At 44.7% G+C, this 23,682-nt stretch carries 19 protein-coding genes and 1 pseudogene; 11 read left to right on the top strand and 9 right to left on the bottom strand.

Annotated elements, in window-relative coordinates:
• Positions 1–7: 7 nt before the first annotated feature.
• The 3 genes from ABXJ76_RS06620 to ABXJ76_RS06610 form a co-directional block, all read right to left on the bottom strand.
• The gene (locus ABXJ76_RS06620; RefSeq protein WP_432745356.1) at positions 8–1,405 is read right to left on the bottom strand and encodes a TolC family protein; all 1,398 of its coding nucleotides are present in this window, start codon (positions 1,403–1,405) and stop codon (positions 8–10) included.
• A 146-nt stretch (positions 1,406–1,551) separates the two neighbouring features.
• Positions 1,552–1,752 carry a YgaP family membrane protein gene (locus ABXJ76_RS06615; RefSeq protein ID WP_432745354.1) on the bottom strand — a complete coding sequence of 67 codons (201 nt, stop codon included), beginning with the start codon at positions 1,750–1,752 and terminating at the stop codon, positions 1,552–1,554.
• A gap of 1 nt (position 1,753) precedes the next feature.
• Complete coding sequence (locus ABXJ76_RS06610; RefSeq protein WP_432745352.1) at positions 1,754–3,034, bottom strand: NAD(P)/FAD-dependent oxidoreductase; 1,281 nt, start codon at positions 3,032–3,034, stop codon at positions 1,754–1,756.
• A 364-nt stretch (positions 3,035–3,398) separates the two neighbouring features.
• On the opposite strand from ABXJ76_RS06610, the gene ABXJ76_RS06605 reads away from it, so the two are divergent.
• From ABXJ76_RS06605 to cydX, 3 genes are read left to right on the top strand one after another with little or no spacing between them, the layout of a single operon-like run.
• The gene (locus ABXJ76_RS06605; RefSeq protein ID WP_432745350.1) at positions 3,399–4,961 is read left to right on the top strand and encodes a cytochrome ubiquinol oxidase subunit I; all 1,563 of its coding nucleotides are present in this window, start codon (positions 3,399–3,401) and stop codon (positions 4,959–4,961) included.
• Positions 4,958–6,097: a cytochrome d ubiquinol oxidase subunit II gene (gene cydB, locus ABXJ76_RS06600; protein ID WP_432745348.1), complete on the top strand. Its 1,140-nt coding sequence runs from the start codon at positions 4,958–4,960 to the stop codon at positions 6,095–6,097. The genes ABXJ76_RS06605 and cydB overlap by 4 nt, the downstream gene beginning before the upstream one ends.
• A 9-nt stretch (positions 6,098–6,106) precedes the next feature.
• Positions 6,107–6,679 carry a cytochrome bd-I oxidase subunit CydX gene (gene cydX / locus ABXJ76_RS06595; protein WP_432745346.1) on the top strand — a complete coding sequence of 191 codons (573 nt, stop codon included), beginning with the start codon at positions 6,107–6,109 and terminating at the stop codon, positions 6,677–6,679.
• Positions 6,680–6,774: 95 nt separating this feature from the next.
• Here the strand turns inward: cydX and ABXJ76_RS06590 are convergent, their stop codons facing one another.
• Positions 6,775–8,928, bottom strand: a complete 2,154-nt coding sequence (locus ABXJ76_RS06590) for a hypothetical protein (protein WP_432745345.1) — start codon at positions 8,926–8,928, stop codon at positions 6,775–6,777.
• Between the two features lie 66 nt (positions 8,929–8,994).
• Between ABXJ76_RS06590 and ABXJ76_RS06585 the strand changes: the two are divergent.
• A pseudogene (locus ABXJ76_RS06585) lies at positions 8,995–9,929 on the top strand (IS1595 family transposase).
• Here ABXJ76_RS06585 and ABXJ76_RS06580 read toward each other — a convergent pair.
• From ABXJ76_RS06580 to ABXJ76_RS06565, 4 genes are all read right to left on the bottom strand, one after another.
• The gene (locus ABXJ76_RS06580; protein WP_432745343.1) at positions 9,920–12,004 is read right to left on the bottom strand and encodes a hypothetical protein; all 2,085 of its coding nucleotides are present in this window, start codon (positions 12,002–12,004) and stop codon (positions 9,920–9,922) included. The pseudogene ABXJ76_RS06585 and the gene ABXJ76_RS06580 overlap by 10 nt on opposite strands.
• 221 nt (positions 12,005–12,225) lie before the next feature.
• Entirely contained in the window at positions 12,226–13,905 is a 1,680-nt protein-coding gene (gene cydC, locus ABXJ76_RS06575) for a thiol reductant ABC exporter subunit CydC (RefSeq protein WP_432745341.1), read from the bottom strand.
• On the bottom strand, positions 13,902–15,623 hold the full coding sequence (cydD, locus tag ABXJ76_RS06570; RefSeq protein ID WP_432745339.1) for a thiol reductant ABC exporter subunit CydD: 1,722 nt from the start codon (positions 15,621–15,623) through the stop codon (positions 13,902–13,904). Before cydD ends, cydC begins: the two co-directional genes overlap by 4 nt.
• A 77-nt stretch (positions 15,624–15,700) precedes the next feature.
• Positions 15,701–15,856 (bottom strand): tyrosine-type recombinase/integrase, encoded by a 156-nt coding sequence (locus ABXJ76_RS06565; protein ID WP_432745338.1) that lies wholly within the window; start codon positions 15,854–15,856, stop codon positions 15,701–15,703.
• 538 nt (positions 15,857–16,394) lie between these two features.
• Here ABXJ76_RS06565 and ABXJ76_RS06560 point away from each other — a divergent pair.
• The 7 genes from ABXJ76_RS06560 (at position 16,395) to ABXJ76_RS06530 (ending at position 21,485) form a co-directional block, all read left to right on the top strand.
• A complete protein-coding gene (locus tag ABXJ76_RS06560) occupies positions 16,395–17,048 on the top strand; it encodes a beta-class carbonic anhydrase (RefSeq protein ID WP_432745336.1) in 654 nt (217 codons plus the stop codon).
• A 64-nt stretch (positions 17,049–17,112) separates the two neighbouring features.
• The gene (locus ABXJ76_RS06555) at positions 17,113–17,361 is read left to right on the top strand and encodes an FmdB family zinc ribbon protein (RefSeq protein ID WP_432745334.1); all 249 of its coding nucleotides are present in this window, start codon (positions 17,113–17,115) and stop codon (positions 17,359–17,361) included.
• Positions 17,362–17,419: 58 nt separating this feature from the next.
• Entirely contained in the window at positions 17,420–19,003 is a 1,584-nt protein-coding gene (locus tag ABXJ76_RS06550; RefSeq protein WP_432745333.1) for a sigma 54-interacting transcriptional regulator, read from the top strand.
• 149 nt (positions 19,004–19,152) lie between these two features.
• Positions 19,153–19,536, top strand: a complete 384-nt coding sequence (locus ABXJ76_RS06545; RefSeq protein WP_432745331.1) for a DUF302 domain-containing protein — start codon at positions 19,153–19,155, stop codon at positions 19,534–19,536.
• A gap of 145 nt (positions 19,537–19,681) precedes the next feature.
• The gene (locus ABXJ76_RS06540) at positions 19,682–20,077 is read left to right on the top strand and encodes a cupin domain-containing protein (RefSeq protein ID WP_432745329.1); all 396 of its coding nucleotides are present in this window, start codon (positions 19,682–19,684) and stop codon (positions 20,075–20,077) included.
• Between the two features lie 224 nt (positions 20,078–20,301).
• Complete coding sequence (locus ABXJ76_RS06535) at positions 20,302–21,072, top strand: DUF4405 domain-containing protein (protein ID WP_432745327.1); 771 nt, start codon at positions 20,302–20,304, stop codon at positions 21,070–21,072.
• A 272-nt stretch (positions 21,073–21,344) separates the two neighbouring features.
• The gene (locus ABXJ76_RS06530; RefSeq protein ID WP_432745325.1) at positions 21,345–21,485 is read left to right on the top strand and encodes a hypothetical protein; all 141 of its coding nucleotides are present in this window, start codon (positions 21,345–21,347) and stop codon (positions 21,483–21,485) included.
• Between the two features lie 12 nt (positions 21,486–21,497).
• On the opposite strand, the gene ABXJ76_RS06525 is transcribed toward ABXJ76_RS06530, so the two are convergent.
• Positions 21,498–23,630: a c-type cytochrome gene (locus ABXJ76_RS06525; protein ID WP_432745324.1), complete on the bottom strand. Its 2,133-nt coding sequence runs from the start codon at positions 23,628–23,630 to the stop codon at positions 21,498–21,500.
• Between the last annotated feature and the right edge of the window lie 52 nt (positions 23,631–23,682).

The following is a 23,682-nucleotide window of genomic DNA, read 5'->3' as shown; positions in this document are numbered from 1 at the left end:
ATTTCCTTTATTTCCAGTTGCCGATAGCTTTTTTCAATGCTGCTTCGGCACTCAGCGCATCGTAATGCGCGGCAATCGTGTTGGAGTGGGCTTTATTCCTGGCAACCTCCGATTCGATATAACGGGTAACCGTGACTGTTTCGGCCCGTCGTTGTTCATTGACCAGTCTTAACGCTTCGTCGGCAGATCGCACCGAGGCTTCGGTAACGCGCATGCGCGCCAGAGCTTCTTCCAGCTTCAGGAAAGCAATTTTGACTTCCTGCTCAATGGCCAGCTTGGTTTTTCGTTCCGTTTCCCGTGCTTCGGCGGCTTTCCGTTCCGCAGCACTGACGCGGTTTTTGGTCTCTAGCCCGGAAAACAAATCCATTTCGACGCTGACCCCGGCGGTGACATTGTCTTTGCTGCTGGAAAAACCGGGAGATTGGCTGTTTTGACCGTAGCTGACATAAGCATCGGCTTTGGGCAAATAAGCGCCCTGCTCGCTTTTTACCCGGCGCTGGCTGATTTCCACCTGATTGGCGGCCGCTTTAACTTCCGGGCGTTGCGTCATCGCAAGTTCGAGCAAGTCGTTAAACGATGCCGTCATTTTAGGTTCGGGCAACATCGAAGATGCCGATGCGACAGTAAATGCGTGATCCGTCGATAGGCCGAGCAAGGTGGCGATGCCGGTTTTAGCTAGCTCGATACCGTTGGCGGCCCTGATTTCGGTTTCCTGAGCTTCAGCCAATTTCACTTCCAACGATAAAACATCGGATTTGAGTACGGTTCCGGCCTCATACCTTAGTTTTGATTGCTTTAGCTCACTGGTAATGGCCAAAATGGAATCCTTGCTGACCTTCTGCGCTTCCTGCGCGGCCAAATAGGCGTAATAAGAAGCGGTTACGGCTTCAATCAAGGCATTGCGCACCGTTGAGCGTTCAAACTCCGCCGCGTTTATGCCCAGCTCCGCCGCTTTACTGTTTTGATAATCCTGACCGCCACGAAACAAGGACAGCTTTCCTATGATTTCGGGGCGAAAGTTTTGCCGATAACCGGGATTATTGATGTTATTGATCGAGTTGGCATTGAAATCCCTTTGCGCCACAATCATCGAAAAGACTTGCGCGGGATTGTTGGAATGATCGTAACCGACCTTGGCGGTTACTTGCGGATAAAACGCAGACAGCGCCACGCCTAATTGGGCTTCAGCTTGCCCGATACGTTCTGCGGTAATTTGCAAGTCGGGATTGTTGGCTAATGCGTAATCAATAGCCTGATCCAGCGTAAAGGATTGGCGGGTTGATTTCTCCGGTGCGGTTTTATCAGCAGGATTTTTGAGACCTTGATCCGCTAAGGCTGACAAGGTCGATAACATGAGTATCGGTAACAGACTTAATGCCAATTTGTTTTTTATTATTTTAAGCATAATCTTCACGTACCTGTTAAGAAATTGGCATTTTTGATTCACCATGAAGGCACGAAGACCACGAAGGGTTATGTTTTTCTTCGTAGTCTTCGTGGTGAAAAATATAACAGCGTTTTCGTCGAAAACTTAGTTAAAACTGTACACCATCAGAATGCACTACCCGGCTTAACACCCAATTTTTTAAGCATGATTGCCATCGGACAAAACCCCGTAAATGCCGATTGCAGCAAATTTGCGCCGACAAAAGCGGTAAACCATAGCCACAATTCAGAATGATAATGCGCCAATAACAGGCTAATCAAAATAAAACTGCCTGCAACGGCAAAAACTACGCGATCAATAGTCATATTAGTTTCCTTTTAACCGAACTATACCTATTAATTTGAGCATTAACCGTTCATAGAAAGGTTCGCTGATGCCTTTTCGTATTTTACGCATAAAATATTTCTCGAAACCGATTTTAGCCCAATGCACCCATTTACCTTCGGCCGACCAGGTTACATTACGCGGCGGAATTTGCGGTTTGGCCAAAAAAGCCACCCCCGAATCGCCAAAATCAGCCAGACATAACGCATTCAACGTCGCGCTGTGGGTCGGCTCTTTGCCGGCCAACTCATCGGCAATATTATGCGCGGTGGCGGTCACCATCGATTCGATCATATAGCCGGTTTTAGGCGCGCCAACCGGTACCGGCGTCGGCTCTATAGGCGGAATGGCAATGCAAACGCCGACGGAATAGACGTTCTTGAAAGTTTTATTACGCTGATGCTCATCCACCAAAACAAAGCCGCGCGGATTAACCAAGCCTTCAACGCCGACATTGCGCACCGCGTCAACACCGGTAAAAGCAGGTAACATCATTGAATGCTTAAAGGGCAATTCATGTTTTTTCTTGTCCTTGCCCTCATCATCGACTTCAGTAACAAACATCATGCCGGGTTCGATTTTGTCGACCTTGGCATTGGTTATCCATTTGATGGTCTTGTCACGCAACGCGCTTTCCAGCATACCTTTGGTATCGCCGACACCGCCTAAACCCAAGTGACCGATATAAGGCTCTGCGGTAACAAACGTCATCGGCACCTGATCGCGGATTCTTCTTTTGCGCAATTCCGTTTCAAGAATCATTAAATATTCATATGCCGGGCCGTAACAGGATGCACCCTGAACCGCACCGATCACAATCGGGCCGGGATCTTCGATGAATTTATCCCAATCTTTTATGGCAACTTCGGCATGATCGACATGACAAACTGAGGAGGTATATCCATCAGGGCCTAAGCCGGGAATTTCATCGAAGGCCAGACGCGGCCCTGTAGCAATAACCAGAAAGTCGTAAGCGACGGCTGAGCCATCATCCAGCTGCACCTGATTATTAACCGGATCAACTTTTGCGGCGGCTTTTTGAATAAATTCGATGCCTTTCTTTTTAAAAATGGGGGCTAATTCAATCTTCAACTCTTCAGGCGTTCGCCATTTGGGTGGAACCCAGGGATTTGACGGCACAAAATGAAAAGTGGGACTATCGGAAATCACAATCACATCATGATTTTTTCCTACCGTTTCCTTCATTTCGTAAGCCATCGGTACGCCGCCAATACCTGCACCTAAAATTACTATACGAGCCATGATGTTCTCCTGATTAATAATTATTATTACGATCCTTAATCATCAACGTTAATTTAAAATCTCATTAAAGTGAATAAGTACGTCTACTAGGTAATAAAAAAGAAAAGTCATTAAACCGTAACCGATCAGATAAGTATCGAAAAACTTAAAAGCCCACCTCTATATTAGTTGTTACTAATATACGGTAACACGCTTTTATTTTTGCATGCAAGTCTAATTGTTAGAATAAAGCACGCTCAAAGTATGTGTTGTTTCTCAAAGTGTAATTTGTTCTAATCGCAAACAGGAGTGGTTTACTTTGTTTTCAATGCCATTCATCTCAAGTTCTGATCTACAAGACTGCAACCTACATATAGGGGAATTTATGATTTCAGAGGCCGTGGTTGATTTATCGCGCTGGCAGTTTGCGGCAACTTCTTTATACCATTTTTTGTTTGTTCCGTTGACATTGGGATTGTCGTTTTTACTGGCAATCATGGAATCGACCTATGTGATGACCGGCAAGGAAATCTACAAGGATATGACCCAGTTCTGGGGGAAATTATTCGGTATCAATTTCGCGCTGGGCGTCACCACCGGTCTGACCATGGAATTTCAATTCGGCATGAACTGGTCCTATTTCTCGCATTATGTCGGCGATGTTTTTGGTGCGCCGCTTGCCATCGAAGGCTTGATGGCTTTTTTCCTGGAATCCACCTTTGTCGGCCTGTTTTTCTTCGGCTGGGATAAGCTAGGCAGAGGACAGCATTTGCTGGTGACCTGGCTGGTTGCTTTAGGGTCCAACTTATCCGCATTATGGATTCTGGTGGCTAACGGTTGGATGCAAAATCCGGTCGGAGCCGAGTTTAATTATGAAACCATGCGCATGGAAATTTCCAGCTTCGGTGCGCTGTTATTTAACCCGGCCGCCCAGGTTAAATTTGTCCATACCGTTGCCGCAGGTTACACCACGGCCTCTGTTTTCGTGCTGGGCATCAGCGCTTATTACATGCTGAAAGGCCGTGATGCGGCCTTTGCGCAACGTTCTTATACCATCGCCGCAGGTTTTGGCCTGGCTGCTATCCTGTCGGTCATTGTTTTGGGCGATGAAAGCGGCTATACCGATGGCGAAGTACAAAAAACCAAACTGGCGGCTATCGAAGCCGAATGGCATACCGTAGAGCCGCCCGCTGCATTCACGGTCATCGGCATACCGGATCAGGAAGCCATGGAAACGCATTATGCAGTAAAGATTCCCTGGGTATTGGGTTTGATCGGCACGCGCTCTATCGATGAGCCGATTACCGGTTTATCGGAAATCCTGGAAAAAAATCGCTTGCGTATTCGTGACGGCATGAAGGCCTATTCGCTGTTGCAAACCTTAAGAGCGGGCAACAAGGATCCCAATGTCCGTGCCGAGTTTGACCACTACAAGCAGGACCTGGGTTACGGTCTATTGCTCAAACGCTATACGGAGAACGTGGTCGACGCGACCGACCAGCAAATAGAACTGGCGGCGCAATATTCTATCCCCAGAGTCGTACCTTTATTCTGGACCTTCCGGATCATGGTGGCATGCGGATTTATCATGCTGGCGATATTTATATTTGCGGTTATAGCCAGCTCAATTCGCAAATGCAGACAGGATTGGTTATTACGTGCAAGTCTCTATATGATGCCCTTGCCCTGGATTGCCTCTGAATTGGGCTGGTTTGTAGCAGAGTTTGGTCGTCAGCCGTGGACTATTGCGGAGATTTTACCGACATTCTTAAGCGCATCATCCTTAACCGAACTGGATTTATACTTGAGTCTGGCGGGCTATATCGGTTTGTATACGGTTTTTTTGATTATCGAAATGTTCTTGATGCTCAAGTTTATCAAGTTAGGTCCGAGCAGCCTGCATAAAGGCCGCTACCATTTTGAAATCGCCACAGGAGCGTCACTATGATTTTCGATTATGAAACCCTGCGCCTGATCTGGTGGGCTTTATTAGGCGCTTTATTGATCGGCTTTGCCATTACCGGCGGTTTTGACCTGGGCGTAGCTATCCTATTACCCTTTTTAGGGAAAAACGATAGCGAACGCCGCGTGATTATCAATTCCATCGGCGCAACCTGGGAAGGCAATCAGGTTTGGTTTATCACCGCAGGCGGCGCCTTGTTTGCTGCCTGGCCTATCGCCTATTCCGTGGCGTTTTCAGGATTTTATTTTGCCTTATTGTTAACCTTGTTCGCGTTATTTCTGCGACCGATAGGCTTTGATTACCGCAGTAAATTGCCCAGTCAACGATGGCGCAGCAACTGGGATATCGCCTTGTTTGTCGGCGGATTTGTACCGACATTAATTTTCGGCGTCGCATTCGGCAATTTATTACAAGGTGTGCCGTTCCATTTCGATAACGATATGCGTATTTTCTATACCGGTTCATTCTGGGCATTATTAAACCCGTTTGCGTTGACGGCGGGACTGCTCAGCTTGGCGATGCTGATTATGCACGGTGCGGTCTATTTGCAGCTTAAGACCGAGGGTGACATTCATCAGCGCTGTAAAAAAGTGGCCACTGTTTCTGCAATAATAACACTAGCCGTTTTTGCTTTGGCGGGCATCTGGGTTGCCAATATTGACGGTTACCAGATCAGCTCCGAAGTTCTTCCTAACGCGCCGTCCAACCCGCTGGCAAAAATAGTGTCTAAAGAACCGGGATTATGGCTGGGTAACTATGCGAATTACCCCCTACTGTGGGCTGTTCCCGGACTGGCTTTTATTGCCGGAGCTATGACCCTAGCGCTATCGAAAATGGGGCGTCCGGGTCTGGCATTTATAACCAGTTCATTAGTATTGGCTTCCGTTATTTTGACGGCGGGCGTGTCGATGTTTCCGTTCCTGATACCATCAAGCTCGGCTTTGAACAGTTCGTTGACCGTGTGGGATGCCAGCTCCAGTCTTACCACCTTAAAAATCATGTTCTGGACAACGGTGATTTTTTTACCCCTCATTGTGGCTTACACCACTTGGGTGTTCCGTGTGTTGCGCGGCAAAATAACGCTGGAACACATTCATCAGAACGATCATTCGGCTTATTAGGAGGTTGCTATGTGGTATTTCACCTGGATACTTGGATTATTACTGGCCTGCTCATTAGGCATTATCAACGTGCTTCGGCTGGAGGCGCAGGAAACATGGGATAAAGAACATATCCCCTTAGACCCGCTAACCCAGTTAATGACCAAAGACACGATGCTGGGGCGGTTAAAGGAAAAAATCGAGAACTCCAAACGCAACGGCTTTCCTTTTTCCATTATTTTTATCAGCTTAAAGGATTTTAAAACTAAGCATAATAATTTCCCTGACTATGAAATGGACGCCATATTGCGTGGTGTGGCCGATTGTTTTAAACAAGACATCAGGGCGGGCGTCGATATTGCGGCAAGAATAGATGAACAGGATTTTCTGATTGCGATGCCGGGTTCTTCATTGAAAAAAGCCGAGGAAATCGCGACACAGATTAAAAATCAAATTTTAGAGCGTGTTAAAGCGCCCAGTGCCTTGATTGTTGAAGTAGCTACCGGGGTTGCTGAATACGCCAATTACCCTAAAAAATTTTCCACTACAGCCAATGAAGTAGATGAATTGATCAGAATTGCAACGGCAAAGAGCGGTTTATAAATCTCAGACTTTTAACAATGCGATTATAGAAACAAGCACTACGGACGGGTTTATAACAACCCGTCCAGTTGAGGTAGCTACTCATACAGCTAGGCCTAACTACCCATTGATTTGATCAAGGGATTTATAACACCATCCGCTCCGTTTGTATTTAGTGTGAGAACGCCTGAAAGCTCTAGCCATTGTGTGTATTTAATCCGGTCATAACTGTCTCCAAGGATTTGTTTCTCGCCCAAACAAGTCCAGAATACTTTTAAATTATTTTCGTCCAAGAATCGCAATAAAGCATCTTTTCTAATTAATAAACAAGAACCCTCTTCTTGGTTGACTGAGGGATCGAAACAAACAACTTCATCCTCAGTATTTAACCATTCGCCAATATTTTTTGAATATTGAAGCTGCATTTTTTCATACATGTACTCTCTGGGAGCAAAATATGAAGGTTGTTCTCGATAGTCGGCTCCTGATTCCCAATTATGTCTTTCCGTTGTGACCATTACTTCGCCTATGACTTGTTCATGGTCATTTTGTTCATGCACATCTTCCCATTGGCTGCGGCCATAGTAAGGGTTATCGAAAAAACGATAAGCAGGTGACCAATAATATTCACGAGAAAATACATGATATTGATCACTATTTTCAGGAAACCATCTTCCCATTAAATGTTGCTGCTTTGCCCAAGCAGTCAAGCCTTCTGCTTGTTCTGAAGAAACAAAATAGCTTCTAATTTGATACCAAAGATGTTTGTGTGGATATTCATGCTGCTCATACCCAACAGGCACCGATTCGTCCCAGCTAGGATAGGTTTCTAAAACAAGCCATTCATTGCCTTGGGTATCTTTGATCTCAATAATTTCTTTTGGATTCGGCAAGTTTTCAGCGCTAATTAGCCAATTTTGATGACTGCCATACCAATCGTTATACTCGACTTTATCCCACCAAGATTCGTTGCGATTAAACGAAGAACTATTGCCTGGACGGCAAACCGATGTCGGGTCTATATTCCTAACAAAAGGTTCCCAAGTACCTTGATACCAAATATATTTTTTATCATCATGCCAGCCAGCTGATCCATCTTGCATTTGATAATTGTCAGCCACCCTAGCAAGCACTTCATACAAAGCAAGCCATTGATATTTTTTGCCAATTCTTTCTTTTTTATTCGTGTGCCTATCGCCAGAGCTGGCATGATTATCAAATTCGCCATGTTTTTTGACATCGTAGCCATATTTTTCAAAAATTAACTTGCAGGCATAATTGCTCAAATCATTAGGGTCGAATTTATATCCCCAATCAGATAAAGCACTTTGAAAAGTATATCTTCCGAAGTCACCATAACTACACATGCCTCTGCCATACTCAGTGACCATAGAACGCAGTATTGCATTTTGTCCCCAATGATCTTTTGCATCGTTTAATTTGTAGTCGTATTTGTAAGCATCAATTTCTTCGTTGCTGGGAAAACCATCTGGAAATTGGCTTTTGTAGGGTGGACGTATGACCTGTGGATTTTTTAAAGCAAAAACTTGTTTGTATAAAGCATATTCAATAATGTTCCTGGCATAATCTCGAATTAGCACATTAGGATAGACTTCTTCTTTTTCGAAAAAAGTTGCCAAAATAAATGCAGATAATTCTAGTAATCCATTCAAATCGACGGAACGTAATACTGCACCATAAGCTGCGGCAAGAATGCGTTCATAAACATAGGGATCATTAACGGTATGAAAATCAATCAGAAGCCGATTGACTATTGGAAGATTATTTTCCAATACGCAAACTAATGCCTTTGTTGCCATATCTCTAAAACCGATATTAGTACTGGTAAACAGCCATGCTAAAGCTTTGCAGGATAATAATCTGGATTCAGCGGATAAATAATTTTTATTGCAATCATGCAATGCCCAATCGATAAGCCTTTGCATTGCTGAAACTTCATCATTTTTATGATGTAAATAAGCTGTCCACATAGCATCACGATCAGCTAATGAGAATTTCATCAAGAAACGATGCAAGCTATGTGCATTAAAGAAATGGTCAGGATCTGACGATACGGAATAGACCATTTGAAAAAACAAGTCGAAAGTATAATCGTCAACTAAGACTTGCTGATTGACATAATCTTTTACTTTTTCTGTGATAGTTTCCGGTTTTCTCCAGATTAGACTTTTAACAAATGCTTCAACTATTGCCCTGTTTGACTTTTTCTCATCAGAAACCAATTCATATAATTCTTCCTGATTACCCATAAAGAACAGCCAATGTTACAAGAATGTCTATACTGACAGTATCTACCATACGGATGGGATAACGTCATGAAAAACAAAGTTCAATTTCAAAAAGGCTATAGCCTGGGCGAGTTCATGAAAAATTATGGGAGTGAAGGGCAATGCCGAAAAGCCTTGTTTCAGTGGCGCTGGCCTCAAGGCTATGTTTGCCCTGAATGCGGTGGGCAAAGCTACTGCTCCCTGAAAACACGAGTGGTTTATCAGTGCAATCACTGCCACCATCAACATTCCCTCATTAGTGGCACCATTTTTTCTGCGACGAAACTCCCGTTAACAACTTGGTTTCTCGCGATCCACTTGACCACACAAGCAAAAACTGGCGTTTCTGCCCTTTCACTGCGCCGTCAATTAGGTGTTTCATACAATACCGCCTGGAGCATCAAACAGAAGCTGATGCAGGTAATGAAGGAGCGTGATGATAGTAAGCCGTTATCCGGCGTCATCCAACTGGATGACGTGTATTGGGGCGGCGAACATCGGGGAGGCAAGCGTGGACGGGGTTCACCCAACAAAACACCTTTTGTGGCGGCTGTGTCGGTCAACGAAAAAGGACATCCTATTGCCATGAACATGACTGTGGTCAACGGGTTCCGCTCCAAAGAAATCACTCGTTGGGCGAAGCGCCATCTTAGCACCGACAGTCACGTGGTCTCGGACGGACTGGCCTTGTTACCAAGGCAGGATGCCAGCATACCAGCATCGTAACCGGTGGAGGCCCTGAATGTGTCTCGCTGGAACCCTTCACTTGGGTCAATACGATGATAGGTAATGTCAAAAGGTCGATTGACAGGACTTATCACGCTATCAATCATAAACACCTTCCGCGCTATTTGGCAGAATTTTGTTATCGCTTCAATCGGCGATTTGTCCTTGAGGATATGCTGCCCCGCCTATGTTACGTTGCAGTCAGAACACCACCTATGCCTATGCGGTTACTGAAGATGGCTGAGGATTATGGGTAATCAGGTAATTCTTTGTCTATTTTCTCGGGAAGTTGAATTGATAAGGCTTCGACTATACCTTGATACCGATAAATATGATTAACATATTGGGCTAATGCACCTTCATCTTGGAAAGCAATTTCAGGGTTACTTTTATCAAGATAGCTTTCGAGTAAATAGGCGGCAGTTAAGTGATCTTCAAAGCGTTCATAAGCAAAATAAATAATGTCTTCATTATTATTTTTCCAATAGATATTTTTAGATAAAACGCCTTCTGAAATTAAATTATCAATAAAACCTTTTCTGTCACTATATTTCGAAACTATGCTATTCGCTATATCAACTGCTGAGTCGTAAGGAATGATACTTAAATCATTTTGTAGCTTATGTTGGATGAGCGCGTTGATTACTTTTTTTACCAGCTGTTTACCAGACGCAGGTTGATAGTCAAAAAATGAGGGGGGTGATAATTTTTCATCAACACTTGCTAAAAAGAAATCTATGATGCTGGTTATGCCGCCATAACCTTTTGGAATTTGCTTTTGACCGGAACGTTTCAATCCTTCGCAAAATAATTTTAGAAATAGCGGGTTGCTAAATTCTGGATGTAATAAAGGTATGCTGGGCTGCTCAATGTCATATTGAGAAAAGAAGAAACTCGAAGCTTGATATTCAACATTTTCAAATCCATGATGCACCACCCTGATGATGACATCATCAGGAATTAAGTCTTTTGGAGTTAATAATGTTTCATAAGATGTTCTAATACTTAGCACAAGACTTAACCAAGGGTAATTTGAAAAATCATTGATAAATCCCCTTATGTGATTGTTCCAAAAATAACGCCCTCGGCCTTCGTTAATTGCATCCACGATAAACAACAGGCGTTCACCTTGTGCTTCCGCTCTAGCATTTAAAGCCCCTAATAATTCTTTTTCGTTACATTCCAGCCGTAATGAATTATTAAGAATTTGCGTCCAGGGTGATTCTTCAGAAGTGAGGTGTTGCCCTAATAAGAGAACACACGATTTATTTTCATTGATCCTTTTTGAAGCAATATCCGCTAATAAATGGGATTTTCCAATTCCGGCTTCACCTGAGAGCAACATTATTGGTAAATTGGCTAAAACTAATGTCGGTTCGTTAATAAATTCTTGGAATTCGTATATGGCATCGTAAGCGTTTCTTATATTGAAATTTTTATAGTTAAACGTGTCTTTAGATAATTCGCTTTCTTTGTTTTTTAAGGCATTTTGGTATTCGTGTAGCGAATTTATAATAAATTTACAATCTTTCTGAATAGCTTCGATGTCAAAGTAAAGTAATTCTGACTTTTGGGAAATTTCAAATTCTCTATCTAATAGACCAATCAAATTTCTAGCTGCATCTTGACCTAAAAACTCTGTATCTAATTTTTTTAAATTTTTAAGAAGGGTGTGAAGCCTGTTTTTGAAATAGCCACGAAATCTATCGTTTCTACTAAGTGCATCGAAGTGCTTTGCAATATCTAACTCAAAATTTAGTTCTGGCGTATAGCGATGCCCTAAATTGTGAATGCTATTTTCAATATGTGATTGAAACCATTTATCCGAGAATTCTTCTTTTGAAAACCAAAATAATCTTCTGCCTGCATGTTCTTCCTTAGACAGCCGATGAATCAACTCCGAACTTCCCCAATATTCAAAAGTAATACTTCTTCCCAGATCATTTGCATATTTACCCCATTCCTGAGTTTTTTCGTTCCATTTATCCATAAACCACGATTGGTTTTCGCGTCTTGGATCTTGCCTATCCAAAGGAATACAAATGTAGTATTTGGTTAATTTTGGGTGAGTTCTAAGTGCTGTTTCAAAAGATTCTCTAAGCTGTGACCATTGTGAACTTCCCATAGATGAGAAATATTTAGCTTGCCAGCCGCATTCTTCACCACTTTCTAAAACACAGTAGGCTTCAACGCCCCCATCTGGAGCTGCTATACGATAGAACTCCTTTTTATCGGCAATTGGTTCTTCTCTCGCAAGTTGGCAAATCAATTCTTCAAAAGCATTATTTTGAGAATTGTTAAATGATTTGATGTTTTGCCATCCGATAGACATTTTTAAGTTCCTTATATTTTAACTTGTTAATTTACTCGTCATTCTAACCATCTATACCCTACCTCCTCAGTTGCGCCGATGGTGTAAACTAGTGTTTAAAATAGAGGTAAAGCGCGCAGGATGGGAGAGAAACGCTAAATCCATCGCATAAGGCTATTGGGTTCGGCTATCGCCTCTACCCATCCTACGAGCTAAATTCCACTGTTTTTAGGTTGAATGAATTACAACTCCCGCAAAACGCCCCGCTCCATTCGATAGACAACATCGACCAAAACCAATCCGGCCTCGCGGTGAGTCACCATGACCACGGTTTTATCCCTGGCAAAATCCGCCAGCGCTTTGAATACGTCGCGTTCAGTTTCACCATCTAAACCTTCGGTGGGTTCATCCAGAATTAATATTGGCGCATTTTTAAGATAAAGCCGCGCCAAGGCGATACGCCGCGCTTCCCCTCCCGACACTTTCACGCCGCTTTCGCCTACCCAGGTATCAAGACCTTCCGGCAGATAACCGATAAAATTTTCCAAGCCTGCGGCTTTAATGGCAACATCCAGTTCCATTGCCGAGGCGTCCGGTTTGGCAATCAACAGGTTTTCTTTAATAGTGGCGGCGAACAATTGACTGCGCTGGGACAATACGCCAAAACAGCTCATTAATTCATCGGCATCCAATTGCCTGATATTTTGTCCGGCCAATAACACACTGCCTTGTTCAGGATCGTAATAACGCATTAGCAGTTGTAATAAGGTGGTTTTACCCGAGCCGCTAGGGCCGACAATGGCAATTTTACCGCCCTGTGGAATAGTCAGGCTGATGTTTTTCAGCACCCAATCCTGCTGATCGGAATAGCGAAAGCTCACACCGTTTAACTGTAAATCATAACGGCCCGGCAATGGTAACGGCTGAGCCGACGAAGTAATTGTCGGCGGCATTTCTGTAACCTGCCTGATACGCCGGGCGGATTCTTGGGTTTTCGCCAGCATTTGCATGGCTTGCGGCAAGGGTGTCACTAACTCAAAAGCTGCAATCACGCAAAAAATAACCAGGGCTAAATCCGATCCTGATAACAGTCCTTCTTTAAATGAAACCGCTGCAAGAACTAATGCCGTTAATAAGGTTATCTGCGACAGCAGCAAGGTGAGCGCTGAAGAAATCGCCGACAAGCAGTTGTTCCGGCGCTGGGTGTTAATCATCGCATCGGAAAATTGCTCAAGAAAACCGCTGAATCGCCCGTAAGCCTGATTGGCTATTAAGTCCTCCAGACCCTGCATCATATCGAGTTGCCGAATCCTGAAATTTGCCGCCAAAACGACGATTTTTTCGGCTCCGTCACGTCCCAAACGATTAAAAACCCACGGTGTCCATACCGAAGCAATAATCAGCATAAGACCAGTAGTCAGGCTAACTACCGGCGAATAAAATGCCAAAAATACGGTAACTGCGGTTACACCAATTACCGCTACAATGGCCGGAGCGAGCAGTCGTAAATACAGCGCGTCCAAGGCGTCAATATCCGCCGTCATGCGTGATAATAAATCTCCGCTGCGCATAGCCGACAATCGCCCCGGAACCAGGGGAATAAGCTGTTGAAAAAACCAGCTGCGTATGCCTGCTAATACCCGAAAAGTTGCTTCATGTGTCACCAAGCGCTCACCATAACGGCCCACCGTGCGGGTGAGCGCCAAAGCTCGTATCTGCGCGGCAGGCAGCATAAAATTGAAAGCAAGTGTATTGCCGCCAATAGCGACTAATCCCGCTATAGCGGAAGAGCTGATAAACCAGCCGGATAGCGTTAATAGAGCAATAGAAGCCAATGCGGTCAGCAATGACAGGAAAATCCCACCCGATAACCAGATGCTATGCGGTTTGAATAATTTCAGGAAAAACCAACAATCTTTCATAACACCAGCCGTCCTTGCTGTAACTCTATCCGCCGTTTCATTCTATCGATCACTGCAGAATCATGAGTCGCGATAATCAGCGTTTTATCAATAAACAATCGATCGATGACATCCAATAGCAGCGTTTTGTTAGTTGCATCGAGATTGGCAGTCGGCTCATCCAGTAAAATAATATCAGCATTTTTTAAAAACGCTCTGGCCAGCGCAATTCGTTGCACCTGTCCACCCGACAAACCATAGCCCCGCTCGCCAATCGGGGTGAGCAAACCTTCCGGCAATTGTGCGCTGAATTCAGTTACGCCGGCTGCCTGTGCCGCATGAATAATGTGTTGTTCAGAGGCATCTGGATTAGCCAGCACGATATTGTCCTTGATACTTCCGTGGAAGAAGTAGGTGTTTTGTCCCACCCAGGCAATAGCTTTTGCGGCGCATTCACGGTTTACAGTCTGGCCATTAAGCAATACCCGCCCGACAGTTACTGACTCAAAACCTAATAACAGATTTAAAAGAGTCGTTTTTCCAGCGCCTGATTCGCCGACCAGGGCAACTTTTTCCCCGGCGGCAATGTGCAAGTTAATGGCAGTTAAAACCTGACGCTTGCCGTAAGATTTGCTGACATCGTTAAATTCGATCAGGCTGATTGTGTTGGCCGGGCTATCGTCAATACAGATTGTAATCATCGCATCAGCGTTTTGCTCCAGTATGGCGAGTATAGCATCAGTCGCGCCTAATGCGGCAGCCCGGTCATGATAATTGATGGCCAATTGCCTGAGTGGTATAAAAAATTCAGGCGCCAACAGCAGAACAAACAGCGCTTCCCTTAAACTGATATGCTCAGCTGGGCCAAAATGAATCTGCCCCAATAAACCCAGCCCCACATACACGGCTACCAGCGCAACCGCAACCGCGCTAAAAAACTCCAGAATGGCCGATGATAAAAACGCAAGCCTTAATACCGCCATGGTTTTTTCCCGAAACTCATCAGCAATCGTGTTGATGTTTCCCAATTCACGGGCAGCCTGACCAAACATCTTTAGTGTCGCCAACCCTTGCAAACGATCGAGAAAATAGCCGCTCATTCTAGCCACTGCCAAAAACTGACTGCGATTTGCAGAGGCGGCGCCCATACCGACTAATGCCATAAAAATTGGCACCAGCGGCCCTGTTACTAAAAATATCAACCCGACCACCCAATTGACCGGCATGACCACGATAATCATGATGATCGGTAATACACCGACAATCATTTGTTGAGGCAAATAACGCGAAAAATAATTTTCCAGCGCATCAACCTGCTCCAAAGTAATCGCCGCCAATTCACCGCTTTGATGTTGCTTGATTTCGGCAGGCCCTAGTGCTAAAAACTTGTCGAACAACTGTTGTCTTACCGACGCTCGGACTTGCGCTCCAGCTTCAAATCCCCAGGTTTGATGACCGTATATGCATAAGCTGCGTAGGATGAAAACGGCTGCCAGCACTATGAATGGCGTAATTAATGACGCCCACGGAAGCTTGTCAATAATAATAGCTTGAAGTATGAAAGCCAGCACTGCCGATTGAACAATGACGCCAAAACCGTTGGTGATTCCTGCAACTGCGGCTAAGAGAATAGGCTTGCGTACTGCTTTGCTTTGCCCTTTTAACCATACGGCACAGGTTTTTTCTCTGGCTTTGGTTTTATCAAAATAAGCTTGATTGTCCGTTTCCGTTAGATGCACTGATTTCTGCCATTAGTGATATTGGGTTTACGACCCCCTAATACGCCACCTTAAAACTCGGACTATCTTCCGGCCGACTATGCCGTTTCGTACAGTCGGGTGGTTGAAATATTGGCATGGCCCAGCCATTTCTGGACTTTGGCAATATCGGCTTTATGCTCCAAAGCATTGGTAGCGGCCGTGGCTCGCAGCGAATGTACACAGAAGCCATGCGCATCCAAGGTGCTTGGCATAGAATATCACGACATCCCGATACACGAAGCCCGGATTGGGGTTATTGAACCCAAAGAACATCAAAACCCTTGCAGATAAGCTTAAACAATTGGCTGGACTTGTTGACGATGTTTTTCAGTTAATGCTCCTTCTGGCAAACATAGGGTTGGGAGAGATTTGGGGCGCCTAGGACAAAGGACTTTGCTACAGTACGGAGTTTCCGGATGACTTTTTCAAGAACCCAGTTGCAAAAAATTTAAAAACTTGAACATCGAGTTATAGGATTTTTTAAGGAAATTCTACTTCCTAGTAAGAACCTTTACTTCTCAGTTGAAGGATTTTACTTAATTATATTTATCCAATTGATTTTTAAAGAAAAAATCTATTTTAGTTATGTTTTCCGAAGAAATAAGCGTCAGTGTATAAACTAATTATTTTTGTAAGTCATTGACATATAACTATCTTTACGATTGGCATGTGAATTGCTGAAGTATGATGTGGTGGCGACACCATTTCAGGCTTTAAGTTTTTTACTTCACTATTGAGGATAATAAGATTATGACAACATTGAAAGGTAAGCTGGAAAAGCGGACTACAGATTATGATTATTGGGCGCAACGTCGCCGTTATGGGGCTGAAGGACACAATAACGCAAGTTTGTGGGTTCTTGCTTGTATGGATGAGCGTTTGCCGGTAGACGAAGCACTGGGCATTCATGTAGATACACCTGTCGGCGGTGGAGATGCGCATTGTTTTCGTAATGCGGGTGGAATTGTAACTGACGATGCGATTCGCTCTGCTATGTTGACGTGTAATTTTTTCGGAACCAAGGAAATTGTAATTGTGCAGCACACCCAGTGCGGTATGCTTTCGGCGAATGCCCAGGATCTTGAAAAAATGTTTTGCGACAAAGGGATCGATACGGACAATGTAGCGCTTGATCCGACATTGCCTGAACTAAAGCTTGAAAAAGGCTCATTTGCAAAGTGGATCGGAATGATGGACGATGTCGATGTAACGTGTATGAGAACGATTGATGTTTTTAAGAATCACCCACTTATACCTAAGGATGTTGTTATCAGTGGTTGGATTTGGGAAGTTGAAACCCGGCGATTGAGAGCCCCTACACTTGATCCTGAAAAACGCTTAAGAACCGATGTTTCTTCTACTGCGTTTGGAGTGAATACTAAACAACCTGCTCGTTGGGGCTAGAAAGCCTACATAACTGGAGAATGCTTAATGTGTTCCCCAGTTTTTTTATAGTTGAGGGTAAAGTATGCCAACTTATGATTATAGATGTACCCAATGCAAGGTACAGTTTGAAGCAAATCATCGAATGAATGCTATTCGTCCTACTTGTCCGACTTGCGGCGAGGCATGTGAGAAACTCATTCTATCGCCCCCAGCTGCGCATGGTTATAAAACGATCGGTCGCGAACAGGCGATGCATTCGTTACAACCGAAAGCACCGAATAATAGGCATCAACATGGCCCCAGTTGCGGTTGTAAATCATCGTCATCATGACATGCTGTGCCAAGCAATACATAAAGTTAAATTTTCATAGACATGGTCTTTGATGATAATGAAAAATAAATTATTGTCTCGCTTAACTCCAACTTCATTTCTTCAGGCCTTTGTGATTCAAAGTATGAAGTTATGGCGCAAGAAAAATTTAGGGCAACAGAGCAATGACAACTATATCCAACATCTTGGCTTGTTGGCGAGTAGTTCTTTAGAAAAAATTGTTAGAGAGCAATTAGAGTATGAAAATACATTAACGTCTGACCAATATGCCGATGTTATCATCGAAATTAAGAATCAAATCGGTGGCGGATTTTCTAGGGTATCAAGCGATGTAGGTACTATCCGCGTTGAAAATACACGTTGTCCGTTTGGTGAGATGGTAAAAGAAACGCCTGAGCTGTGTCAAATGACATCTTCGGTTTTTGGTGGTATTGCCGCGCGAAATTTCGGGTACGCAAAAGTCGAATTAAAAAAACGGATTGCTACTGGCGATACGTATTGCGATATCAGTATTCATTTGGATAAGGAGCTGAGTCAGGCGAGATCTGGGGATGAATACCACAACCAGGAAGGCTCTATCATTTCTAAATTGAATTCTACCGAAACTATTGTGCAGGTAACAGAGGAGATAGAGAAAAATTGGTGCCATTGTGGGGCGACTGAATCTGATCCTCGGCAAAATTCGCAACATATCATTATTGGGCAATCGCAAGCGATGCGAGAAGTTTTTGATTCAATACAGATAGTTGCTCCGACCATGGTTAATGTACTGATAGGTGGTGAGACAGGTGTTGGTAAAGAGATTATTGCTCGAGCAATACACGTCGGAAGCGGACGTAACCCGGAAAGGTTTATCGCTGTAAATTGTGCGGCTATAGCTGAGACTTTGATTGAAAGTGCTTTATTTGGCCATGAAAAAGGTGCATTCACTGGAGCTTATAATGTTCATAAGGGATTTTTCGAGAGGGCTTGTACTGGTACACTGTTTTTGGATGAAATAGACAGTTTGAGTTTGTCAGGGCAAGCAAAGTTGCTACGTGTACTTCAAGAGGGCGAATTTGAAAGAGTGGGTGGCAGACAGGCGATCAAAGCGGATGTCCGGGTTATCGTTGCCGCTAATCAATCAATCAAAGACATGGTGTTAGCAGGCGATTTTCGAAAAGATCTTTTTTATCGGTTAAACGTTGTTCCTATTCAGATCCCACCTTTGCGAGATAGGCGCGAAGACATTGGCACTTTAATTAATTTTTTTCTAAAGCAGTTATCGAATAAATATCAAAAGCCTAGAAAAACTCTTGGTGAAAAGGCATGGCACAAAGTGATGATCTATGATTGGCCCGGCAATATTCGGGAATTGGAAAGCGTTTTGGAGCATGCGTTTTTGTTCGCACAGGGAGCTATTATTGAGGATGTTTCTGTCGATTGTACTGATTTAAATGTAGGTCATATTTACACAGGAAGTCTTAATATGACAAAGAAGAAAGTTGCTGGTGAAATTGAAGTTAAGATGCTTCATGATGCATTAAAGAAATTTTCTGGAAACGTGAGTGCAACCGCAAAAGAAATTGGAATGACTCCACGAGCTGTCCATCAAAAACTGAAAAAACATCATATCGAAGCGGCTACTTATAGAGACAAATAGAAAACCAGTCCGGTTATAACTTCACGACAGTTGTAGAGCGGTTTTCGGTGCAGCGACCAGAAGATATTTCAATCATGCGGTGACGATTCCTATCTAAACAGGATATCCTTTTATTAAGTTTTTTCGACCACAAAGATCGAGGTTATTCCATGTATTACATAGTTGAAACCAATAAATCATTCGACCAAGCATCTGCAGACCTTGAATCAGCCGTTAAACATCATGGCTTCGGGGTATTGCATGTCCACGACCTGGGTGCCACGCTACGCAGCAAAGGCATTGCTTTTGATAACGAGTGCAAAATTTTTGAAGTCTGCAATCCGGGACAGGCTGCAAAAGTTTTGTCCGCCGATATGCGCTTGAACATGGCGTTGCCGTGTCGTATTTCGGTGTATACGGAGAGAGGCAAAACCATGATCGGCCTCATCAAGCCGTTGCCAATGCTTTCGGCACTATCTCAGGATGCCGAATTAGTCGAAGTTGCCAAAGAGGTTGAGGAGAAAATCATCCAGATGGTTGACGAGGCGAAATAAGTACCCGACACATAAACGGTTCCATTAACTTTGGATAAGCGAAGTGGCGTGCCTGAAAAATGCGTTAGAGGCCGTTTAAAGAACCTTTTCAGCTTATCCCATAGCTGGATTTATTTTTTATAACATAAGGCAGAGCGACTAGCAGATGTTTAAAATAAAAACCATAAAATTAGCAGGATTACTTCTGGTTACGTTTACCGCGCTACTTTTCATCAATATCAAAATTGTTTCGGCTCAGGAAAAACCCACTTTAAACAGAGCTGTTCTATTAGAAAACACGGTTGAACTTCCCGGCAACAACGTTAATGCCAAAGTAATACGAGTCACATTCCCGCCCGCCTTTAAAACACCCCGCCATACCCATGAAGGACCGGGGCCTCGTTATGTTGTCAAAGGCAAACTAAAAGTCGTTGAAGGCGGCAAAACCAACACCTATTCTGTCGGCGATGTTTTTTGGGAATCCGGGCATTTGATGTCCGTTGAAAACATGGGCGAAGACTCCGCTGAATTAATTATTTTTGAATTAACACCTGCCAAATAAATTTATCAGCAATCAATGGGGACGATGTAGCTCAATACTGTTGGCTTAAACTTTTAAGCCAACATACAAACGGCTGCCGGTGCAGACTTATCCGCGCAATGCGTGTAAATTCGCGTCTTAAGCCCAAAGTTCATTAATCTAATAGCACTGCGTTCAGCAAAGTTGATCCATTTTATCGTTTATCAGATTGCTTGTGAAACGGCGTTATTGAATAAATAAAAAGTATGAATCGCACAATTGCCAACATCATCATCGACATAATTGCTGCATTTCTGTTTTTAGGCATGATTGCAACGGGTTACCTACTGCGTTTCCCGTTGCCACCAGGCAGCAACAAAACTTTGAGTTTATGGGGTTACACCCGCCACCAGTGGGGTGATATCCATTTTTGGATAAGCCAGGGACTTTTGATGGTACTTGTGGTTCATTTAGTGCTGCATTGGAACTGGATAGTGACCGTTATAGGCAAGCGCTGCCATTTGGTAACGACTGCACACCCTTCACTCATCCGCAGTGGCATCTTAACAGCGAGTATAGTCACTCTTACGATTACGCTCTTCGCGTGGACGGCTCAAAATAGTGTTAAAGAAACAGCTAGGCCAATGCGGGGAAAACACTGGGCGCATACCCGTCAGGTTAATGAATCTTTAGCCACAGACCAAGTGCAGAGCAGTATCGATCAAGAGAGTATAGAGTTTTGGAAAAATATCTATCCGATATTCGAGAACAATTGCCTACCATGCCATGGCCCGCAAAAACAACTAGCCCATTTTCGTATTGATCGCAGTGAGGATTTCTTCGGAAGTAATGATCGTCCCCCCCTGATTATGCCGAAACAGAGCGCTATAAGCCCGTTAATCGCGATTGTGTCTGGTACAAAAAAAGATATGCCTATGGCAGAAAGGCACAAACTTTCCGAACAAGACGTAGCGTTACTCAAAGCCTGGATAGACTCAGGAGCCGAGTGGCCTATAAAAACTGACGCTAAGAAATAGGTATAATGACGCGCACAACGTATATCCAATAAACGGATTTTACTGGATACGCCTCACGAATGAAATGCCTTAAATATCGCCGAATGCCGCACGTATTATTGATCCGCCTACTTGTGCAGCTATCTTTAATTTGAAGGGAGAATCCAGATGCCGTCATGGCTCACATTCGTAATTATCGGTGTTCTCGGTGGTATATCAGCGGGCCTCTTCGGCATCGGTGAGGCATCGTCATCGTACCGGCACTTATTTATTGGGCCGGTTTCTCTCAGCATATGGCAACGGGAACGTCCATTGCGGTGCTGCTTCCGCCCATAGGTCTCGCCGCAGCATTCGAATATTACCGGCACGGCAATGTAGATGTAAGGGTTGCCGCCATTCTGGCCGCCTCAGCGACTGGCCCGCTTGAGCGCTGAGTTGAGCGGGAATCAATATCGCGCGTCTTGCGGTTTTTTATCCTTCGGCCAATCCTTTACTTTGTCCGGGAAATCCGGACGTGGCTGGTGGGAGAAATACTCGGCGACATCAACAGCTTCTTGATCAGAAAGACCGCCTTGCCCCAGAGGAAACTTCTCGTGCAATCCTATTGGCATATTTCTTTTCACAAACGCCGCGGCTGTATAGGTGCGAGCCATGCCTGCGCCTATGTTGAATGAATCATCTCCCCATAGCGGAGGATAAATGTATCGACCATCCGCCTGTTTCAAGCCTTCGCCTCCTTTGCCGTGACACACAGCGCACTGTAGCGAATAGACTTTTTTGCCGTTTTCAATATCGGGTTTGATTGCCGTATCAACCTTGCCCACGCCACGGCCAGCGACTTTGTCCTGCGACTTGGTTTCACCTTTCATCCAATTGAAATAGGCCACCATCGCCTTCATGTCTGCGGATTCCACCGCTAGCGGTTTGCCGTTCATTGAACGCCTGAAGCAGCCATTGATCCGGTCTTCAATTGTGATGATTCTTGACGCACGTGGGGCATAGCCTGGAAAGAAAGCAGAAACACCCACGAAAGGCGACCCATCAGCCACGGTGCCTGCGTTCAGGTGACAACTTGTGCAATTCAGTGCATTACCGACGTTCTGTGGCAATAATGCTTGGCTTTCAAGGTGCAAACGCATGCCGCGAATCAACTGTTCTGGGTTGGGTTGGGTAAGCAGATTCGCTAGACGCGGAGTTTCAAATTTGGGGGAATCTATGGTCTGAGAGTCGAGTTGTCGGCGCAATTTCTTAACCTGAGCTGCATTGATTGGCCCGGCGTTATTGCCCCAACTTTCACGCACAAAGCTCAGGATTTCAGCCAATTCCTGATCAGCCAATCGACTGAAAGCCGGCATGGTGTATACGCGCGGGTGCGCCGCCGTTTGCGCTGTTTTCCAACCCGTCAAGGTGATATGAACAAGTGTCGATGGATCCGACGATGCAACAGAAGCGTTTTGCGCTAACGACGGGAAGATTCCTTTTACTCCCGCACCATCCTGACGATGGCAAGCGGCACAGAATTGCAGATATCCTAACCCACCCCGCGTGGAGAAAAGGTTGAGAGGAATTGTTGATGTAGCCGCATCAACTGGCACTGCGGGTATAGGTAAATCGTTCTTCCCGGGTGGCAGCGATTTCAGATAGATGGCAATGGCTGTCAAATCGTCATCGCTAAAGTACTGGGTGCTGTGATGAATGACTTCGACCATGCTGCCGGAAACGCTACCGAAGCGATTCTGCCCGGTCTTAAGCAGCAAGACAGTATCTTCCACTGCCCATAAGTTACGCAGGCTGAGTGCTCGCCAAGCCTCTACCGTTTCGCCTGAAAGATAGAATTTGCCGTTAGAACCTTCTTGAGTCATAGCTTTCTCTTGAAAGCCAATGCCGCGGGGCGTGTGGCAGGCACCGCAATGTCCCGGACCTTGTACCAAATAAGCTCCGCGGTTCCATCTGGCATCTTTGGTCGTATCAGACTTGAAGAGAGTCCCATCAAGGAATGCCCCGTTCCAGAGCGACAGTCCCCAACGCATGCTGAACGGCCAGGACATCTCCGCAGGCTTGTTGAGCTGCTTGACTGACGCAACTCCCTGAGTCAGATAAGCGTACAACACGCGCATGTCTTCACCGGTCATCTTGGCGTAGGAAGGGTATGGCATGGCGGAGTACAGATTGCGCCCATCTGAGGCGACTCCCTTGCGCATGGCGCGATCAAATTGCTCAAAAGAATACTTACCGATGCCTGTTTCGACATCGGGTGTTATGTTGGTGGAATAGAGTGAGCCAAACGGCGTCTTGAGTTCCAATCCGCCGGACATCAATTTTCCATTGGGTACGGTATGGCAGGCGATGCAGTCTCCCAGGTGGGCCACATACTCCCCACGATTGATCAGAGCTGATTTCTTTTCGGAAGCCGTGGTTACTTGTAAAGCGAGATTAGCTCCAGACGGCCTAAGTTCAATAGCCCAAGCACGGTGACTGAAAAGCAACGACGCGGCAATAAGCAGCACCGGATAAAATTTAGTAGTCGCTATTACAAACCTCCTTAAAGTGTCAAACAGCTTTGAAAATGTGCCCGTCAAGAGCGTCCTAATTTGCCGCTGGCAATGATAAATCAGAGGCTTACAGGTTTTT

Origin of the sequence: Methylobacter arcticus (assembly GCF_050917435.1) — a bacterium.
Classification (GTDB): domain Bacteria; phylum Pseudomonadota; class Gammaproteobacteria; order Methylococcales; family Methylomonadaceae; genus Methylobacter_A; species Methylobacter_A titanis.
Note: the sequence above shows the minus strand (reverse complement) of the source record. Positions and strands in the feature narration are given on the sequence as shown.

Bases quoted from the DNA above. Each gene is read 5' to 3' on its own strand.
- cydC (WP_432745341.1), bottom strand. From the start codon at position 13,905: ATGAAAGATTGTTGGTTTTTCCTGAAATTATTCAAACCGCATAGCATC.
- ABXJ76_RS06610 (WP_432745352.1), bottom strand. From the start codon at position 3,034: ATGGCTCGTATAGTAATTTTAGGTGCAGGTATTGGCGGCGTACCGATG.
- cydB (WP_432745348.1), top strand. From the start codon at position 4,958: ATGATTTTCGATTATGAAACCCTGCGCCTGATCTGGTGGGCTTTATTA.
- ABXJ76_RS06605 (WP_432745350.1), top strand. From the start codon at position 3,399: ATGATTTCAGAGGCCGTGGTTGATTTATCGCGCTGGCAGTTTGCGGCA.
- ABXJ76_RS06560 (WP_432745336.1), top strand. From the start codon at position 16,395: ATGACAACATTGAAAGGTAAGCTGGAAAAGCGGACTACAGATTATGAT.
- ABXJ76_RS06555 (WP_432745334.1), top strand. From the start codon at position 17,113: ATGCCAACTTATGATTATAGATGTACCCAATGCAAGGTACAGTTTGAA.
- ABXJ76_RS06565 (WP_432745338.1), bottom strand. From the start codon at position 15,856: ATGCCAAGCACCTTGGATGCGCATGGCTTCTGTGTACATTCGCTGCGA.
- ABXJ76_RS06535 (WP_432745327.1), top strand. From the start codon at position 20,302: ATGAATCGCACAATTGCCAACATCATCATCGACATAATTGCTGCATTT.
- ABXJ76_RS06590 (WP_432745345.1), bottom strand. From the start codon at position 8,928: ATGGGTAATCAGGAAGAATTATATGAATTGGTTTCTGATGAGAAAAAG.
- ABXJ76_RS06545 (WP_432745331.1), top strand. From the start codon at position 19,153: ATGTATTACATAGTTGAAACCAATAAATCATTCGACCAAGCATCTGCA.
- ABXJ76_RS06550 (WP_432745333.1), top strand. From the start codon at position 17,420: ATGAAAAATAAATTATTGTCTCGCTTAACTCCAACTTCATTTCTTCAG.
- ABXJ76_RS06615 (WP_432745354.1), bottom strand. From the start codon at position 1,752: ATGACTATTGATCGCGTAGTTTTTGCCGTTGCAGGCAGTTTTATTTTG.
- cydX (WP_432745346.1), top strand. From the start codon at position 6,107: ATGTGGTATTTCACCTGGATACTTGGATTATTACTGGCCTGCTCATTA.
- ABXJ76_RS06620 (WP_432745356.1), bottom strand. From the start codon at position 1,405: ATGCTTAAAATAATAAAAAACAAATTGGCATTAAGTCTGTTACCGATA.
- ABXJ76_RS06580 (WP_432745343.1), bottom strand. From the start codon at position 12,004: ATGTCTATCGGATGGCAAAACATCAAATCATTTAACAATTCTCAAAAT.
- ABXJ76_RS06540 (WP_432745329.1), top strand. From the start codon at position 19,682: ATGTTTAAAATAAAAACCATAAAATTAGCAGGATTACTTCTGGTTACG.
- ABXJ76_RS06530 (WP_432745325.1), top strand. From the start codon at position 21,345: ATGGCAACGGGAACGTCCATTGCGGTGCTGCTTCCGCCCATAGGTCTC.